Here is a 15,938-nt window from a genome sequence, read left to right on the forward strand (position 1 = left end):
CAGGACCGTAGCCCCGGCTTCCATAAGAGAGCTTTAAAGGACGATTGCGGATCCGCTCAGAACCAGCAGGGGTGCCCCTCCCGGGCGCTGCCGGTGGTGAGCGCCTTCTCGCCGGTGCCGTCCGCGCGCTGCACCACGATCTGCGGATGGTTGAGGTCGCCGCGGACGAACGCGAACCAGTCGTCCTTCGGCGCCCACGTCGGGTCCATCTCACGGCCGGGCCCGGACGCGACCACGTGCGGGTCGGAGCCGTCCGTGCCGACCAGCCAGACGTCGGTGTTGTCCTGGTCGATCTGCTTGGTGAACAGCACCTGCTCACCGTCGACGGACAGCGCCGGGTCGACCGCGTCACCCAGGGCGGCGTCGGTGATCGGGCGGCCCGGCTCCTCGGGCGCGTCGACGGTCAGGTCGAAGATCGACCGGGTGCCGTCGCGCTCCGCCCAGTAGATGATCGAGGCCCCGTCGGCCGACCAGACCGGGTCGTCCTTGGGGCTCTTGGAGCGGGTCAGCTGCTTCGGCTCGCCACCGGCCACCGGGATGACGAAGATCTGGTTGACCTTGCCGACCTGCTTGACGTACGCCAGCTTCGTGTCGTCGGCCGACCAGGCCACCCGGCCACCGGTCACGCCGTCGATCAGCAGCCGGCGGTCGCCACCGTCCTTGTTCATCACGTAGATCGCGTTGTTCCCGCCGGACCGGTTGGTCAGCGCGATCTGCTCCCGGTTGTGCGACCAGCGCGGCAGGACGTCGCCGACCTCCGTGCCGGCCAGGTCACGGCGGGTGCCCTCGACCGGGTCGAAATACTGGATCCGCGGCTTCCAGTCGTCGGCTCCCATGTCGCCGCCGGTGTCCATCCGGATCAGCATGACGTCGGAGGGCATCGCGGACGGACCGGCCGCGCTGGCGGAGGCGCCGGTGCTGGGGCCGCCGGTGGGTGTGTCCTTGGCCCGGCTCTTGTTCCAGTCGGCCAGGATCACGCCGGTGGCGGAGGCGGCCAGGACGAGCACGACGGCGCCCGCGATCACCAGGATCCGGCGGCGCCGGTCCGGTTTCCGGCCCACCGGCGGCGGCGCCGGACTGTACGTGGCCGGGATGAACTGGGTACTCGGCTCCACCTCGGCGATCCGGGTGTCCTCGGTGGGCTGGCGCGACGCGGGAACAGTCTGTTCCCCGCCCGAGCCGGCCTCGGCACCGTCCGGCGCGGGCCGGGCGGAAACGGACGTCGGCCGGTCGGCAACGGCGGGCCGGTTGGCCACCGGCACGGTGGCAGCGCCCGCTCCACCCATCCAGTCGGCCTTCTCGGCCTCGATGGCCGCGGCGAGCCGGGCAGCGGCGTCCGCCGCCTCCGCGGCCTCGGCGGCGGCCCATGGATCGGACGGCGTGCGCAGATCGGTGAAGTCCTGCTTCGGAGCGGGCCGGACCGACAGCCCCAACCGCTCAGCCGGCGACCCGCTGCTCGGCGTGGCGGCGGCGGAAGCGCCGTTCGCCGGGGCGGTCCGGGCAGGCTCCGGCGCCGCCTCAACCGTCTCACTCGGCTCGGCAGCCCCGGTCGCCGCCTCGGTCGGCGCGGGCTCGGTAGCCGCCGCGGCGGTCGTCACCGGCCCGGGAACAGCAGCCTCAGTGGTAGCCGGCCCAGCCGCCGCAGCCGGAGCCACAGACGACGAAGCCGCGGGCGAGGGCGCGCCGACCACTGCCGCCACCGCGTCCAGGCTCACCGCCGCGCCCAGCGCCACCGCGTGCTCCGGATGCGAGTCCGCCATCACCGGCCGGTTGAACTCCGCACCCAGCACCCGCGCGATCATCGGAATCCGCGACGACCCGCCCGACAGCAGGATCGCACTGACCCCCGACGCCTCCACCCCCGCCGAGCGCAGGGCTCGCCGGGTGGCGTCGACCGTGTCCCGGACCGACGGCGCGATCATCGCTTCGAACTCGGAGCGCTGCAGGCGCACCCGGGCGTACCGCCCCGGCAGCGCCACCGGCACCGTCACCTCCGAGTCGAACGACAGCGACTCCTTGGCCTCCACGCAGTCCCGCCGCAGCCGGGCCAGGGCCGGCGCCGTCTCCGGGTCGTCCCGGTCGAGGGAGTCCCGGTCGGCGGAGTCCACCGCGCCGAGCATGTGCGCGTACACCGCCTCGTCGAAGTCGGCCCCGCCCAGCTCGACCCCCTCCGGCGTCCCGAGCAGCGCGAACCCGTCCTCCTCGCGGCGCAGCACCGCCACGTCGAACGTGCCGCCGCCGAGGTCGTAGACGACCACCGTCTCCCCCGGCCCGATCCGCCGGGTCATGCCGTGGCGGCGTGCCACCGCCTCCGGCTCGGTCAGCAGCCGCACCGGTCCCGCGTCGGCCAGCCGGATCGCCTGGTCGAGTTGCTCCCGCTTGTACGGCCCCCAGTGCGCCGGATACGTCAGCGCCACCCGGGAGGGCGGCCCGTCGTGCTGCCGGGTGACCGTGTCCAGCACGTGCCGCAGCAGCTTGGCGGTGAGCGCGTGCGCGGAGAACGGCACGCCACCGGCCAGGATCGGCACCGGGTCACCCAGCCGCCGTTTGAACTCGCGGGCCAGGCGCGCCGGCTCGTCCTGCCCGCGGCGCTCGGCCGCCTCGCCCACCAGGATCCCGCCGTCGTCCTTGACGAACACCGCCGACGGGATCTCCATGCGCCGCGTGCCCAGGCGCACCGACTCGGCACGGCCACCGCTCAGCACGGCGGCCGCCGTGTGCGTGGTGCCGAGATCGATGCCCAGGCCGTACTCCGCTGTCACGCCCCCGACCTTAGGGGTTCCCCGCACGCTTGGGATCCTCCGGTCGGTAGGGCGGCGCTCAGCGGGTGATGCGAATGTCGTCGATGAATCCGCGGTAACCACCCTTGTTCGCCGGCTGGTCGTACCCGATGTCCAGCTGGACGATCTTCTTGCCGGCGGCGACGGCACCCACCGGGACGCTGACGAAGTTCCAGGTGCCGGGCGTGAGCTTGCCGCACTGGTGGGCCGGGTGTGCCCGGTTGCCACGCTGATCGGTGACCCCGGTGTCGCGCAGGCTGTTCCGCGCACCGGCCGCGGTGGCCAGGATCAGGTCGACCGACACGCACGTGCTGTGGGGCTGGGTGCTCTCCGGATAGATCCAGTACGACAGCCGTGTCGTAGATGTGACCGTCATGTCGCCGAACCGGAACACCTTGTTGTACGCGTGCGACCCATCCGTGCCGCTGGTGTCCCGGCCCGAGTACATCAGCACCCGCCCGCCGGTGTGCGCGCCCGCCGGGTTCGTCCCGTTGTACAGCTCCGGCCCGGTCAGCGAGCAGCACACCCCGGTCACGTTGCGGATCCCGCCACCCGGCGCGTCCACCGAGATCGTGTTGTTCCAGTCGTTGCCGGCCTGGTAGACCTCCACCCCGCTGGCGAACAGGTCCGACGAGTCCCACGTCGGCTCGGTCTGCCCCGACGGCCGCAGGACCAGCGCGCCGTCATCGGTCAGCGTGAGCGTGGAGTCGCCCCGGCCGCTGGTGCTCGTCGCCCACAGCACCCGGTCGGCGTGGTCGTAGAGCACCAGGTTGCCGTCGTGCTGGTTGGACAGCCGGTACGCCCGGCGGTCACCCTGCACCCGGATCTGGCTGCCGAGCGGGTCGGTGAGGACCAGGTTGCCGTCCGCCTGCATCCGCAGGGTGTACCGCCCGTTCGCCGACCGCATCGCCGCACCGCGGAACAGCGACCGGCCCGGCGCCAGCGCGGGCAGCCAGTTCTCGCCGTCGAGCACCTCACGGAGATCGCTGTACATCGGTTCCTTGGGCCGGTTCTGGTTGTCGCGCAGCCCGAAGTGGCACTCGCCGTTGTGCGGTTTGTCCCGGCACTCCTCGTGGCCGGCCTCGGTGTCCTGGAAGGAGTAGAGGAACAGCGGCCCGGTGTACGGCCGCGACCGCCACATCCGGACACCCTCCTCCAGGGCGTCCCGGACCCGTTCCATGGACTGCGGCGCCCGCCACCCGTCGGAGGGGAACCCGAACTCGGTGGCCCAGATCTTCTTGTCCCCCTCGCCGTTGCGCACCATGACGTCACGCAGCCCGGCCAGCCCGCCGCACGCCGGGTCGTCCGGGCCGAACCCGGACCAGTAGCGGTACCAGGAGGTCGTGCCGTGGCACGGGTCCTTCGCGTACGAGGGCAGGTTGCCACCGCCCCAGTCCGGATACGGGTGATAGGTGAGCGCGTCGAACCGCGGCCGGGGCGTCTGCCGGTACGCCCACTCCAGCCAGTCCCGCGCCTCGTTGTCGTTGTAGATCACCCCGTTCACCTCGTACGCGTCACCGCCACCCGAGGCACCCGCGAGCACGACGCACTGCTCGCACCGGTCCTTGATCACCCCGTACGCGAGATCGGCCAGCTTCCAGTACCGCCGCATCCGGGTCTCGATGCTGTCGTCGCCGTAGTGGGCGTACCGGATGTTGTTCGGCTCGTTCCAGACCTCGTACGCCTGCACCTTCGCACCGAAGTGGTCGACGGCCTGCCCGACGATCGTCTCCCAGGCGGCGTCGCCGACCGGGTAGTGGTTGGGCGTGTTCCCGCCGTTGGCCCAGGCCGGCGTGTAGTCGAGGATCAGCAGCACCCGCATGCCGCGCGCGTGGGCGGCGTCCACGTGCGCGTCCAGCCGGCTCCACTCGGGCGCCACGTCCTCGTCCGGCTGGATCTGGTCCCAGCTCAGATCCAGCCGGACGATCGGTTTCCTGTCCGGCAGGTAGTCGTCCATCGCCACGACCCGGCCGGGCCGTCCCGCCTGCTCCCCGCCGTCGATGAAACCCACGTCCGCGGACGTGAAGACGTATGGATCGTCCACCTGTCCCACGGCAGCCGACGGCACACCGACCGCCGCCGCCGAGACCAGGAGCAATGCCGAGATCCGCGCCAATGAGCGCCGCATGGAACCTCCCCCGTTTCCGGGGCGGACCATATCAACGATCATCGAATGTTCAGGGCCCCTCCGAGCAGCCACGGCAGCAGCGACCCGGCCAGGCCGCCCGCCGCCAGCGCCGCCACCACGACCGGCACCACCTCGACCACCAGCAACTGCCGTCCCTGCCGCGCCGCCAGACCCATCGTCCGGAGCCGCGCGATCGTCTCCCGCCGGCCCGGCGCACCGGCAAGCAGTGTCAGGGCCACCGCCAGCAGCGCGAGGACCGCCGCCGCGATCGCACCGGCCGCATACGTGAAGTCCAGCACCCCGTTCACCCCGCCCCGGCCCAGGGCGTCCCGATGCTGGTCCCACGTCGTGACGGAGGCCCGCTGCGCCAGCGCGTCCACCCGGACGGCGTGCCCCAGCACCCGGCTCAGGTTCGCCCGCTGTCCCTCGTCCGCCGCCTCGCGCAGCGCCGGGACCGAGAACCCCTGGCCCTCGACGAGGAAGCGGTTGGGTATCAGCGGCTGGAACTCGGGCACCGGCAGCGCGTTCCAGGGCAGTGCGACGAACCGGCGCGCGTTCGGCGGCAGCCCGCGCACGGTCTCCGCGACGCCGGCCACCCGGAACTCGTAGCGGCGTCCCTGCACCACGATCGTGCCGCCCGACCCGATCTCCGCCGCGACCTGCGGTGACACCACCGTCTCCGGCACCGCGGCGCTGACCATGACCTGCGCCTGCGTGCGGCGGCCGGTCTCGCCGGTCAGCGCGGCGCCACCCTCCAGCAGAGCCGGCGTGACCGCGCGGACACCGGGCAGCGCCGTCAGGGCCCGCGAGGTGTCCGGCGCGAAGGCGAAGCCGTCGACCCGCGCGTCCGCGGCGATCTCCAGGTCGGTGGCGCGGTCGCGCGCGTCGCGCACGGTTCCGCTGACCGCGGCGACGAAGACGCCGGTCACGACGGCGACGACCAGGATGGCGAGCGGTCCGGCACCGACCGCGGCTCCACGTCCGGCATGGGCCAGGCCGAGAAAGGGGACCAGGCCGCGGGAACGTCGCGCCAGGAGACCCATCCGCTGCAGAGGCAAAGGCAGCATGCGTACGAGTAGAAGCGCCGCCGCCGCACCGAGGAGCACCGGGACCGACACCAGATAGGGGTCGGCGCCCAGTCCTCGCCGCCTCGCCAGCACCACGCCCGCCACCGCCAGCAGCACCACGAGGAGCTCTCCGGTGACCCGCCGCGCGGGCGCCGCTCGCCGGTGCCGTCCGGACCGTGCCGCGAGCAGCGGCGCGGACAGCAGTGCCACCAGCCCGGCCAGCGCGATCAGGACCCCGTCGACCGGATCCGGCCGCCCCGGCACGAGCAGGCTCAGGCCCCACCCCGCGGCCAGCGCCGCCGGCACCACCACGGCTGTCTCCGCGAGCGTCCGCCGCACCACCGCGCCGCCCGACGCGCCCCGGGCCCGCAGCAGCGCGAACTCCTCCCGCCGCCGCTGCACCAGCAGTCCGGACGCCATCACGATCAGCCCGAGCACGGTCGCCGCGAGCCCCGCCCGGACCAGGGCAAGCAATGCCCGTACCCCGGAAAGCCTTTCCTCGAAATCCCCGAGCGCGCTGTCGACGCCGGTGTCCAGACTCGTCTCCCCGGACGACGCGACCCGCCGCGCCGCCGCCACCGCCGTGCTGACCGCCGTCAGGCCGGATGCCCGGAAGCGCCCGGGATCCAGCGCGTAACGCCACTCGTAGGCGAGCACACCGGTCGCATGACCGGCCCTGGCGATCCCGGCGAGGTCGGTGAGAAGCGTGATCCGCACGGTGTCGCCCTCGCGCGGGTCCGGGCAGATGACCGGCACCGTGGCCAGGCCGTCCCAGAACGGTGACGCCGGGTCGGCGCGCTCGAACACGCCGACGACCGTGAGCGTCACCGAGCCGGCCGCGCCGGTCAGGCGTACCCTCGCACTCTCGTGCAGATTGCCGGCGTCCGCCGCGGCGGCCTCGACCACCGCCTCGGTCGCGTCGCCCGGTGCGGGTAACCGGCCGGAGACCAGCCGCACCTCCCTCGCCCAGCCGGTCTGATAGCGCACCCGCAGCTCCGGGCTGCAGGCGCCCGAGTACGGCGGCGGCCCGGACCGCTCGATGTTCCCCGGCCCCACCGACCCGGCGAACCAGCGGTCGCTGACCAGGTTCCGCAGCGGCCCGGGGAGTGCCTGTTCCCGGGCGGGCAGCGCGCTCTCGGCGGCGGACGGCGCCCCCGACGGCGCCGCCCGGTACGTCAGGTCGCGGGCCTCGTGCGGCAACGCGGCGATCTCCGCCCGCAGACCCTCGTCGGTGAACCCGTTGGCGGCACGCGGACCGCCGGCGAACAGCAGCGCGGCGACCAGCGACAGCACGGCGAGCAGGCCGAGGTGAGCCGCGTACGCCCGTACCCGCCGCAGAACCGCCCCCAACAAACCTCGTGTGTGGACTTCGGACGCTATACGAACCCGAAGTCCACACACAGGGGTGGGGTTCAGCCCCAGAGAGCGGTGCTCCAGTCCTCGGTGGACGTGTAGCGCGCGCCGGTCCAGTCGTCGGCCGACCACGCCCGGCCCGACCAGGCCCGGCCGCTCCAGCTCGGGTCGGTCCAGGTCCGGCTGCCGCCCCACGGCACGGTCGCCCACACCGCCGAACCCCACGTCTTCGACGCGAACGAGGTGCCGGTCCAGCCGTCGGCCGCGACCGGCGTGCCCATCCAGGTGCCGCCGATCCAGGACCGCCCGGCCGCCGACATGGCCGCCCAGTTCGCGCTGTGGAACGGGCCGAAGACCGTGAACTCGCCGGCCAGCGGGACGTTGTTGCTGACCACCCGGCTGTCGCCGCGGGCGTCGTCGAGCTCGCCGCTGCCGGTGGAGAGCGGGTAGTTCTGGGTGCTGGCCGGCGACGGGGCCAGGCCCAGCGCGGTGTTCACGTTGATCTGCCGGAGCTTCATGCTCGCGGCCTTGCCGGTGGTCAGCACGGTGCCCCGCTTGAGCACGTCCTTGACCTGGTCCGGGGTCAGCTGCGGCCGCGCCTGCAGCAGCAGCGCGACGGCCGCGGAGGTGATCGCGGCGGCCTGCGAGGTGCCGCTGCCACGGAAGAGCGTGGTGCCGCTGCGCGCCGCCGGGTACGAGTCGTCGATGCTCGACCCCGGGTCACGCAGCGACAGGACCGACTCGCCGGGTGCCAGCACGTCGAGCGGCTTGCCGGCCGCTCCGCTGTTGGTGAACGTGGCCAGGTCGTCGTCGGCGGTGCTGACCGTGCCCTTGGTGGCGGCGGCGCCGACCGAGATCACGAACGGGTCGGTGGCCGGGTTGGTCAGCAGCGACTCGCCGTTGCCGTCGTTGCCGGCCGCGGCGACCACCACGATGCCGGCCTTCCAGGCGCGTTCGACGGCGTACTGCAGCGGGTCGGTCGCCGCGGCCGGGTTGCCGCCGCTGCCGTACGACAGGTTCAGCACGCGGATCGGGTTGTCCGGGTCGTCGTCGCGGTGCTCGACCACCCAGTCGATGCCGGCGATCACCTGTGAGACGTCCACCGCGCCGTTCGCGGTACCCAGCTTCAGCGACGTCAGCTGGGCGCCGGGCGCGATGCCCTTGCTGCCGCTCGCGGTGTCGTTGCCGATGATGATGCCGGCCATGTGCGTGCCGTGACCGTAGGAGTCCAGGTACCGCAGGTTGGCCGCCTGCGACTCGAACGACAGGTCCGGCCCGTTCACGACCTGGCCCACCGGCAGCCCGGCCACCGGTGCGACACCGGTGTCGAGAAGCGCGACACCGACCCCGGCGCCGGTCAGCCGGGCCGCGTTGCCGGTGTCCGCGCCGATGATCGTGCGCACGTCCTTCAGGCTCGTGCCGGTGCTCGTGCTGGTCGTGGTCAGCCACCGTCCCGACCAGGCACGTCCCTGCGGCGACACCCAGCCGCCGCCCGGCCTTTCGATCAGGGCCTGATCGGGCGGCACCCGATCAGAGGCGGCCGCCGGCGCGCTCAGCACGCTGGCGCCGACCAGGGCGAGCGGGAGAGTCGCCGCCGCCGCGGTCCGCAGAACCTTCTTCGTACGCCTCATCGCGCATCCTCCGTAGCGTGCTGGTTGCGATTCGGTCGCACGTCATCGGCGGCCCTCCGCCGTGTCTGAGGGTTTTGCTTCCTTCAGTTCGGCGGCGCGCTGCCGATACGTCGGCGGTGAGCCAGGACCTCGCCGCCGAACTTCATGACCTCGAGAACCACGAGGGTCATGACGTGACGGTCATCCTCGAACGGGCGACCGCCGCCGCTGTCGAGGCGGACCGGATCGGCGACGTGGTGCTGGGTCACCGGGCGCGGCTGGTGCAGGCCGACATGCGCCGCCGCGTCGGCGACGTCGACCATGCGGCACGGGTCTTCCTGGCCACGCACCGCTGGGCCGAGCGCCACGAGTGCCGCCCGCTGCTCGGCCGGACCCACTTCCACCTGGCGCTCACCTACCACTACCTCGGCGACCAGGCGGCCAGCCTGGAGCACGCGCTGAACGCCGTGGACCTGCTCGACGCCGACGCGCCGGCCGGGCTGCGGATCATCGTCCTGATCCGGCTGGCCAACTCCCTCGCCGAGATCGGCTCCTACGACCAGGCGCGCGAGCGGTACCGCCAGGCCGAGCAGATCGCCGTCGACATCGGCGACATGACCCGCCGGCTGCTGGCGCTCAACAACCTGGCCTACACCGAGCTCGAGGCCGGCAACGCGGCCACCGCCCTGGCCGCGGTCGAGCGGATGTACGCGGCGGCCCGCACCATCGGCCGCGACCTGCTCGTCGTCGAGCGCGACACGGTCGCCAACATCCACATCAGCGCCGGCCGGTACGCCGAGGCCGAGGCGATCCTGCGCGACGTGTACGACGCGCCCAACTGGTACGAGGCGCACGACGCCGCCGACGCCGCCCTGACCCTCACGATCGCCCAGCGCCACCAGGACGCCCTCGACCGGGCGCAGGCCAGCCTCGACCACTGCCGGTCACTGTGCGACGAGCATCAGCTGAACGCGGTCGGCGTACGTGTCATGGCTGAACAGGCCGAGTTGCACGCGGCCGGCGGCGATTTCCAGGCCGCTTTCGAGGAGTACAAGCGGTACCACGCGGCGAGCGAGCAGCTCCGCTCCACCCAGCAGGAGGCGAAGGCCCGCGCACGCCAGGCCATCTTCGAGACCGCCGAGGCCCGCCGCGACGCGGAACGTTACCGCGAACAGGCCCGCCGCGACCCGCTGACCGGCCTCTGGAACCGCCGCTTCGTCGACGAGAACCTGCCCGACGCCCTCACCGACCCACCGGTCACCGTCTCCGTGATCGACATCGACCACTTCAAGCGCATCAACGACACGCTCTCCCACGACATCGGCGACCGCGTCCTGATAGCCGTGGCCGAGATCCTCGCCGACGAACAGGACCGCCAGGCCGACGACGGCTTCGTGGCCCGCCTGGGCGGCGAGGAGTTCCTGCTGGTCCTCCCCGGCCTCAGCCCCGACCAGGCAGCCGAGGCCCTGGAGACCATCCGCCTGCGCATTGCCACCCACCCCTGGCACCCGGTCACCGGCGACCTGCCGGTCACGGTCAGCATCGGCGGCCTGACCACCGACGACCCGGATGCTGACCAGGCCGACCTCCTGGCCGAGGCCGACCGCCGCCTCTACACAGCCAAACGCACCGGCCGCAACCGCGTCGTGCTCACCGCCGACCCGGACTGATGCCCCCGGCGGGTCACAGCGAGAACTCGCTGGTGCCGGCGGGGGCCGTGGACTCGGCGCCGGAGAGCGCGACGAAGTGCACCGGGACCGGGCTGTCCACGTGGACACGGCCATCGGTGACCGTGACGCGTACCAGGCCGTGCGGGGTGGGCACGGCTCCGGTCAGGTTCGCGAGCGCGCCGGGGCGGGGTGCGACCCGGACGGCGGCGAAGCCCGGCTCGGCGGGAGTGACGCCCAGGACGTACCAGATGAGGTCCTTCGTGGGTGTGGCGCTCCAGGCGTGGACCGGTGTGCCCCAGCCCCAGCATTCGCCGAAGGTGTCGAAGCCGTCGTGCAGGAAGACACTCCAGCGGCGGAGCAGATCGGGCAGGAGGTGGGCCTTGCCGGCGGCGGCGACCGCGTCGTGCACCACGTAGCTGAAGAACGGCTCGGCGAGCACGATCTCCCGCTCGGCGTCCCAGTCGATCCGGTAGACGCCCTGCGAGTGCTCGACGATCTTCGTCATGTCGTAGCCGCCGTCGGCGCCGCCGATCCACGAGCGGACGACCAGACGGGACGCGTCCGTGATCACGTCGATGATCCCGGAGCGGCGCTCGGCCGGTGCGAGGCCGGAGACGATCGCCACGGCTCCGGCGGCCTGGGACATGGCCGGCATGCGTACGCCGTCGAGGACGTGGTCGACGTAGCTGCCCCGGCCCGGGTCCCAGAAGTCCTCGTAACCGGCGCGGGCTCCCGCCCACCGCTCGCGAGCCCAGGCAGCCGAGGCGGCGTTGCCCACCCAGTCGGCCATCTCGGCGAACTCGGCCAGGCCCCGCGCCCACAGCCCGGTGATCAGGGACGAGCGGCCGTGGGAGAACACGCTCGACCAGTCGATCAGGTTCCACTCGGGTACGTCGGTGAGCGTGCCGTGCTCGTCGACGAAGGGCTCGTACCACCGCAGCACCCGCTCGACGACCGGCAGCATCCGCAGGGTCGCGGCTCGGTCGCCGTCGTGGCGGTACAGATTCCAGACCCCGTGGATCCAGTGCAGTGCCCAGTCCGGGATGGTGTAGCCGCCGCGGTACTCGATCTCGCCGGCCACACTCATCGGCAGCATGCCGTCCGCGCGCGGCGAGGCGCCCAGCGTGACGTAGTTGCGGGCGAGCCGCCAGTCCTCGTTGCCGGCCAGATGCACCATCTGGTGTACGACGCCGTCGCCCACCCAGGCCCGCTGCTCGCGGGTCGGGCAGTCGGTGAACGCGTCGAACGAGTTCAGCTCCGTGGTGCGGATCCCGGCCCGGTAGAGCCGATCCAGCTCCGGGTCGCCGGACTCGAACGCGGCGCCGCCGATGAAGGGATAGTGGTACTCGCTGACGGCGATCTCCCGGACGATGACCGTGCCGGTTCCCGCGGGGATCATCAGGAAGAGCTGCCGGAGCCCGTTCACGTCGACGGCCCGGTAGTGGTCGGCATGGCCGCGGGTGACGTACGTGGCGCTGCTGCGCGGTGCGGAGTCGACCGGCCCGGCCACGGCGTCGTATCCGGCGGACTCCTGGTAGAACAGGTCCAGCCGGACACCCGGCGGCGCGTCGACCTCGAGTTCGACGTGGCCGGCGACGATCCGCCCGAAGTCGACGCCGACCAGCGTCGCCCGGTCATCACCGCGCTGAACGGTCAGTGGCAGGCGGCCCGTCCGCCCGGCTTCGCCCACGCGGAGCTGGCGGATGAGTCGTTCCGCGGGGTGGTCGGGCAGGCCGGTCAGCGCCGGCGCGCTCCGCACGGTGATCGATGGCGCCGCGATCCGTTGACCGCCGAGGGCGGCGACGCCACGCGGCAGCAGGGCACCGTACGGATCGGTCGGCGGGCGGGACTCGGCCAGCGCCCCGTCGTGGCCCGCTTTGAGCACGGTGGCCGACGCCCAGACGGAGTCGTCGAACTCCGGCTCGGTCCAGCCCGGGTCGAGCTCACGGGCGTCGAGCATCTCGATCGGCACACCGTCGAGCGCCTTGCCGGCCGCCGGCGCGCGCCACGCCCGTGACCGCAGCGCCCGCCACCGCTCGTCGGTGACCAGCCACTCGTCGCCGAGCCGCGCCTCGAGGACGACCTGGACGTCCCGGCCCATCACGCCGCTGGACGCCGCGGGCTGCCAGAACGAGTTCGGATGACCGTAATAGGTCACCAGCACGGCGACGGCGTTCCGCCCGGGCCGCAGGTGGCCGGCGATGTCGTACTCGTCGTAGCGCAGCCGCCGCGGCTGCGACCGGATCGGGCCGCGCCCCACCTCGGCGCCGTTGACCCACAGCACGTACCGCGAGTCCGCCGAGACTCGCAGCGGCGCGGACGCCGGAACGTCCCCGAGTTCGAGGACCCGGCGGAAGTGCGCTCGCGAGAAGCCCGCGGGTGGCAGGTCCGACCCGACGCTCGTCGGATCGATCGAGAACTCCGGGACGTCGGGTGCGACCCAGTGGCCGTGCCACCGCACCCCGGGGAAGTTCATGCTGGACATGCGTCATCGTTACAGTCCCCGCGGCGATCTGGGATGCACTGTGAGTACACCCCAGGTGCACGCCTGCGGGTGACTGACCGAGCCGTCCCGGTGTCCGTTGTGCCAGGGTTGCGCGGTGGGGCAACGCGTCTTGAACGACCGGTACGAGTTGCGGTCGGTTCTCGGCCGCGGCGGCACGGCCGAGGTCTGGGAGGGTTTCGACCGGCGGCTGGGGCGCCCGGTGGCGGTCAAGGTGCTGCGCCCGGCCGGGGTGGCCGGCTCCACGCTGCCCGCCCGGTTCGAGCGGGAAGCGCGGATCGTCGCCGCCCTGTCGCACCCGAACATCGTCGCCGTCCACGACGCCGGCGCCGACCAGGACCTCCTCTACCTGGTGATGGAGCTCGTCGAGGGCCGCAGCCTCGCCCACCGCATCGCCGAGGGCCCGCTGGCGGTCGCCGAGGCGATCGGCATCGCGTCGCAGGTGTGTGCCGCGCTGGAGGCCGCCACCGCCGCCGGGGTGGTGCACCGAGACCTGAAACCCGCCAACATCCTGCTCACGGAGGCCGGTGGCGTGAAGGTCTGCGACTTCGGCCTCGCCCGCGTGACCGGGATCGCCGGCCGCGACCTGACCCATCCGGCGCAGATGATCGGCACCAGCACGTACATGGCGCCGGAGCAGGTCACGGGCAGCACGGTGGACGCTCGCACCGACCTCTACGGACTGGGTTGTGTCCTCTACGCCATGCTGACCGGCAGGCCGCCGTTCACCGGCGACAACGCCGTGCAGATCGCCTGGCACCACGTCGAGCGCACGCCCGCACCCGTCTCCACCCACCGCGACGACGTCCCCGCGGACCTGGACCGGCTGTTGCGGTCGCTGCTCGCGAAGTACCCGGCCGACCGCCCGGCGACCCCGGACGAGGTCCGCACCGACCTGGACCGCCTCGACCCGGCCGGATCCGCGCCGGTGGAAGCGGACGATCATGAAACCACGGTCGACAGCAGACCCGCGCCTGGTCCGGGCGTCCTCGCCGCCGCGGCCGCACTGATCGCCATCCTGGCCTGCACAATCCTGATGAACCTCCCCGGCAGGCCACACCCGCGAGCGGCTCCGGCACCGCCCGTCACGGCCCCAGCCCCGACCCCGACGAGGACGCCACCTCCGCCCAGCACCCCGGCCGTCACCACACCCGGGCGCACCTCACCCACCGGCCTGCCACCCGGCCTGGCCCGCTGCAGCCCCGCTCCCGACCAGCCGACCGGCGCCCGCAAGGGCTGCGACCGGGGCGTGAAAGCCGCCCGCAGGCCTAAGAACTGAGGAACCCGTTGATCAGGCCGACGATGCGGTCCAGGTCGGCCGCGTCGGGCAGGTGGTAACCGCCGTCCAGCGCGACCAGCCGGGCATCGGGCAGCCCCGCCGCCAGCCTCCGCCCGCCGTCGAACGGAACCACCCGGTCGCCGCGATAGTGCAGCACCAGCGCCGGCGCGGCGACCTTCGGGAGCAGCCCGGACGCGTCCACCCGATAGGACGCCTCCAGATAGCCGGCCGCCACCTCCCGGTCGGCCGAGTCGCGCAGGACCTCGGCGAGGTGCCGGGCCGCGGCGTCGGAGGCACCCGGCCGATACAGATCAGCGAAGGCCTTCGAGCCGAGACCCCAGTGCGTGCGGACCAGCGTGACCAGCGCGGCGTTCAGGTCGGCACGCTGGAACGTCGCCGGCCCGTCCGCATAGGTCCCGAAGAACACCAGGCGACGGACCAGATCCGGCCTGGCGGCAGCGAGGGCGACAGCGATCGGCCCGGCTTCGGACATGGCAAGGACATTCATGGGTACGCCGACCCGCTCGACAACCGCGCCCAACTCCGCGACGGCCGAATCGAGGCTGAAATCGGTCACCGCCGCACGGGACAGCCCGGTGCCCGACCGGTCGAAGAGCGTCACCCGGCACGAGGCCACCAGCCGCTGCATCAGGCTCGACCGCGGGTCCCGCCCGGACGCCATCACGTCGATCGCCGACACCCAGCCCGGCAGCGCGACCACCGGCGGCCCGGACCCGAGGCTCGCCATCGCGATGGCCTGCCCGGCCGGGGTCGTCAGGTAGCGCGCCTGCAGGTCGGCGAGCGGCGGCCCCGGCAGCGTGTCACCGGCGCCCGGCATCTCGTGCCGGAGGATGCGCAGCTGCGTCTCCCGGATCCCCGCGGACGGCTCCAGCCCCAGCTCACCGGCGAGCAGAGCCGTGTAGCCCCGGTACTCCTCCAGCGCCTCGGCCTGCCGCCCGAGCGCGTAGAGCGTCCGCATCAGCACCTCGCGGGCCGTCTCCCGCAGCGGGTGCCCGGCGACGAACGCCTCCAGCCCCGGCAGCGACCGGGCCGCCTGCCCGCTGTCCAGCAGAGCCCGGTGCCACCGCTCGGTGGCGTGCAGCCGCGCCTCGTCCAGCCGGATCGCCTCGAGCCGCGCGATCTCACTGTCCGCGAACTCCACGTAGGCGGCCCCCCGCCACAACCCGAGCGCCTCCTCGAGAGCCCTCGCTTGGTCGTTCGAGGAAACCGCTGCTGCGACCAGCCGGTCGAACCGGTCCGCGTCCACGTCATCAGGCCGGACCCGCAGCACGTAGCCCGGCGGCTCGGTCACGATCTCCGCCCCCGGCAGCGCCCGCCGCAACCGCGACACCTGACTGTGCAGCGCCGCCACCGGGTCCACCGGCTGCGCCGCGCCCCAGATCAGCTCGGCGAGCAGGTCGGCCGGAACGATCCGCCCGGCCCGTGCCAGCAGAGCCGCGAGCAGCGCCCGCTGCCGGTCCCCCAACGGAATCGGCGCGCCGTCTGCCCCGTAGGCCCGCACCGCGCCCAGCACGCCGAACCGCATCC

Annotated in this window: 8 protein-coding genes; 2 read left to right on the top strand and 6 right to left on the bottom strand. The window is 73.1% G+C overall.

Annotation, left to right across the window (positions count from 1 at the left end; all coding sequences use genetic code 11):
• Window positions 1-56: 56 nt before the first annotated feature.
• The 4 genes from AB0M02_RS33500 to AB0M02_RS33515 all read right to left on the bottom strand — a co-directional run bounded on the left by AB0M02_RS33500 (window position 57) and on the right by AB0M02_RS33515 (window position 8,959).
• Window positions 57-2,762 carry an Hsp70 family protein gene (locus tag AB0M02_RS33500; protein ID WP_364234264.1) on the bottom strand — a complete coding sequence of 902 codons (2,706 nt, stop codon included), beginning with the start codon at window positions 2,760-2,762 and terminating at the stop codon, window positions 57-59.
• Between the two features lie 58 nt (window positions 2,763-2,820).
• On the bottom strand, window positions 2,821-4,908 hold the full coding sequence (locus tag AB0M02_RS33505; protein WP_364234265.1) for a hypothetical protein: 2,088 nt from the start codon (window positions 4,906-4,908) through the stop codon (window positions 2,821-2,823).
• A gap of 38 nt (window positions 4,909-4,946) precedes the next feature.
• On the bottom strand, window positions 4,947-7,325 hold the full coding sequence (locus AB0M02_RS33510) for an ABC transporter permease (RefSeq protein ID WP_364234267.1): 2,379 nt from the start codon (window positions 7,323-7,325) through the stop codon (window positions 4,947-4,949).
• Between the two features lie 62 nt (window positions 7,326-7,387).
• Complete coding sequence (locus AB0M02_RS33515) at window positions 7,388-8,959, bottom strand: S8 family serine peptidase (protein WP_364234269.1); 1,572 nt, start codon at window positions 8,957-8,959, stop codon at window positions 7,388-7,390.
• Between the two features lie 116 nt (window positions 8,960-9,075).
• Here AB0M02_RS33515 and AB0M02_RS33520 point away from each other — a divergent pair, with 116 nt between their 5' ends.
• Complete coding sequence (locus AB0M02_RS33520) at window positions 9,076-10,608, top strand: GGDEF domain-containing protein (RefSeq protein ID WP_364234272.1); 1,533 nt, start codon at window positions 9,076-9,078, stop codon at window positions 10,606-10,608.
• A gap of 13 nt (window positions 10,609-10,621) precedes the next feature.
• Here the strand turns inward: AB0M02_RS33520 and AB0M02_RS33525 are convergent, their stop codons facing one another.
• A complete protein-coding gene (locus AB0M02_RS33525) occupies window positions 10,622-13,093 on the bottom strand; it encodes an alpha-L-rhamnosidase N-terminal domain-containing protein (RefSeq protein WP_364234275.1) in 2,472 nt (823 codons plus the stop codon).
• Window positions 13,094-13,208: 115 nt separating this feature from the next.
• On the opposite strand from AB0M02_RS33525, the gene AB0M02_RS33530 reads away from it, so the two are divergent.
• A complete protein-coding gene (locus tag AB0M02_RS33530; RefSeq protein WP_364234278.1) occupies window positions 13,209-14,390 on the top strand; it encodes a serine/threonine-protein kinase in 1,182 nt (393 codons plus the stop codon).
• On the opposite strand, the gene AB0M02_RS33535 is transcribed toward AB0M02_RS33530, so the two are convergent.
• Window positions 14,380-15,936: an alpha/beta fold hydrolase gene (locus AB0M02_RS33535; RefSeq protein ID WP_364234281.1), complete on the bottom strand. Its 1,557-nt coding sequence runs from the start codon at window positions 15,934-15,936 to the stop codon at window positions 14,380-14,382. The genes AB0M02_RS33530 and AB0M02_RS33535 overlap by 11 nt on opposite strands.
• Between the last annotated feature and the right edge of the window lie 2 nt (window positions 15,937-15,938).

This window comes from Actinoplanes sp. NPDC051861 (genome assembly GCF_040681145.1).
Taxonomy (GTDB): domain Bacteria; phylum Actinomycetota; class Actinomycetes; order Mycobacteriales; family Micromonosporaceae; genus Actinoplanes.